The following is a 2,193-nucleotide window of genomic DNA, read 5'->3' as shown; positions in this document are numbered from 1 at the left end:
GGATAACACACTGTATTGTGGGTAACACACTAAGTTCATATGATGTGACACACTAACAACACGCTTATGTGTATTCATAGTTAACTCATTGACTAGCAACTAGGTTTTAATAATTAATTGGAATTAGCTTTAGGCTTCAATAAATGATGGATGAAAACCATAAAGCATTGGCTGGAACGGATTAAAGGGGGCGGTTAAAATGAATTAACATACTTAGGCTAATCCAAGGATGGTTGATTTAGTTAAATCGTTAACTCAGAAATGTCCAATTATGTTCTAGAGCGGAAGCTGACAACTGTTCTGTTCCTCCCCCTTTCAGGGGGAGGTTAGGAGGGGGTTAAGGAGCGTCAGCAACAAAACCTCCCCTTCAAGAAGAGGGAATCAGTTTGTCCAAAAACGATAATCAAACGTGATGGCCCTACGCTATCAACGTGCGTAATGTCTGTTTTCTTCCTTAAAAGGCAAAGAAACTCAATGCGTCTTAGAGCTCTCTAGCAACTTAATTTCGCTTCACGCTTTGGCTCTTTCAACGATGACGAAAATGGCCCATTCGATAGAAAAGAAGCGAACAGAGCAGCAAGCCGCAGCCGAAAATCTTATTCGCTGGCATCGATTCATCATAAATCAGCACGCTCAGAACCAGTGTCCAGATTGGCTCAAGCAGCATTAATATCGCCGCATTGGTAGGGTTGGCGTGCTTTTGACCTACGGTTTGCATCAAATACCGCAAACTGGTGGCGAGTAACACGCTCAGAGCAAGCCACTTCCATGTCATCAAACTTATTTGATCTGGCCATGACTCAAACAGTAAAGAGAGTAATACCCCAAGGCAGCCGCCAACAAACAGTTGTAATGTAGTGAGCAACATCGGCGGCAGATTAGCCGAAAAACGACTGTTAAAGTTAAAATGCAATGCCAGGCTAAAGGCCGCAGCCATAAACCACAGCTGGCTAGTCGCGACGACCCACTCCCCGTTCCACGACAGTAAAAAAAGCCCAATCAGTGCAATGGGTAGCGACAACCAAAATGCGCGCGCCGGTTTAGTGCCAAACAGTGGCCATGCTAATAACGGAACAAACAGCATAGAGAGGCTCATGATGAATGCGCCCTCGCCTAGCGTATCGCTAATGGAAATCGCGTGGATCCAGCAAAAAATCGAGCCACCTAGCAATACGCCCACACTCATCGATTTTAAACAATCGTGCAGTGAGGCTTGGCGCAGCGCTTTAAGACAAAATGGCAGTAGGCACAGCGACGCTAAAAGAAAGCGCACACCAATAAAGCCAAAAGGCGGTAGGCCTTGAATAGCTTGTTTGGAAAACACCCAGCCCGCAGCAGCCAATAAGGTCGTGATAACTAAAATTAATTCTGCGCGTCGGTTTGCGTACATAGCTTAGCTTATCGTGAAATGAGTAGGAGAACGATTGTAACGAGATTTTTGATCGCGCGTTACTCTCGATTACTGTTATCGTTAATGGTCGGAGGTGCGCAGGGAATAAAAAGACGGCCTACCGAAGCAAGCCGTTGTTCTTAAAGAAAATAGAAAGGGTTATAGCGCTTTAACCAATTCCGCAATTCCCTGCCAATCACCTTTATCCATTAGATCTGTCGGTACCATCCACGTACCGCCACACGCCACTACGGATTTAATCGACAAATAATCTTGAACGTTACTTGGGCTAACGCCACCTGTTGGCATGAAATTAACCGGATAAACCGCCGTCAATGCTTTGAGCATTGCCACGCCACCTGAAGGCTCTGCTGGGAAGAATTTCAATGTGCGCAAACCCATTTCCATTGCTTGCTCAACCAAACTTGGGTTGTTGACGCCCGGAACAATTGTCACATGACGCTGTTGGCAATATCTCACCGTGGTTGGGTTAAAACCGGGGCTGACTACAAAATCCACGCCCGCTTCAATAGCTTGGTCTACTTGCGCTGTGGTCAGTACTGTCCCTGCGCCAATCAGCATCTCTGGGTAGGCGGCACGCATCAAACGAATCGATTCTGCAGCCGCTTCTGTTCTAAAGGTCACTTCCGCGCATGGCAACCCATTTTCAACCAATACTTTGGCCAAAGGGACCGCTTGGCTAGCATCATTAATCGCAATCACAGGGACGATTTTGATTTCTTTCAATCGTTGTTCAAGAGTTTTCATTTCATAACCTTATAGTAAAACGCTTTTTATAATAA

2 protein-coding genes are annotated in these 2,193 nt (G+C 45.7%); both read right to left on the bottom strand.

The window, feature by feature from the left end; all coding sequences use genetic code 11:
- Window positions 1-526 precede the first annotated feature (526 nt).
- Window positions 527-1,390: a DMT family transporter gene (locus tag AACQ17_RS09030; RefSeq protein WP_017045125.1), complete on the bottom strand. Its 864-nt coding sequence runs from the start codon at window positions 1,388-1,390 to the stop codon at window positions 527-529.
- 159 nt (window positions 1,391-1,549) lie between these two features.
- Window positions 1,550-2,158, bottom strand: coding sequence for a bifunctional 4-hydroxy-2-oxoglutarate aldolase/2-dehydro-3-deoxy-phosphogluconate aldolase (locus AACQ17_RS09025; RefSeq protein WP_019282198.1), 609 nt, complete (start codon window positions 2,156-2,158; stop codon window positions 1,550-1,552).
- Window positions 2,159-2,193 lie beyond the last annotated feature (35 nt).

It is taken from the genome of Vibrio sp. V10_P2A27P122 (assembly GCF_963874335.1).
Classification (GTDB): Bacteria; Pseudomonadota; Gammaproteobacteria; order Enterobacterales; family Vibrionaceae; genus Vibrio; species Vibrio anguillarum.
The sequence above is the reverse complement of the archived record's forward strand: the minus strand, read 5'-3'. Positions and strand labels throughout refer to the sequence as shown.

Excerpts from the sequence above, each read along its gene's own strand:
- AACQ17_RS09025 (WP_019282198.1), bottom strand. The coding sequence starts at position 2,158 with ATGAAAACTCTTGAACAACGATTGAAAGAAATCAAAATCGTCCCTGTG.
- AACQ17_RS09030 (WP_017045125.1), bottom strand. The coding sequence starts at position 1,390 with ATGTACGCAAACCGACGCGCAGAATTAATTTTAGTTATCACGACCTTA.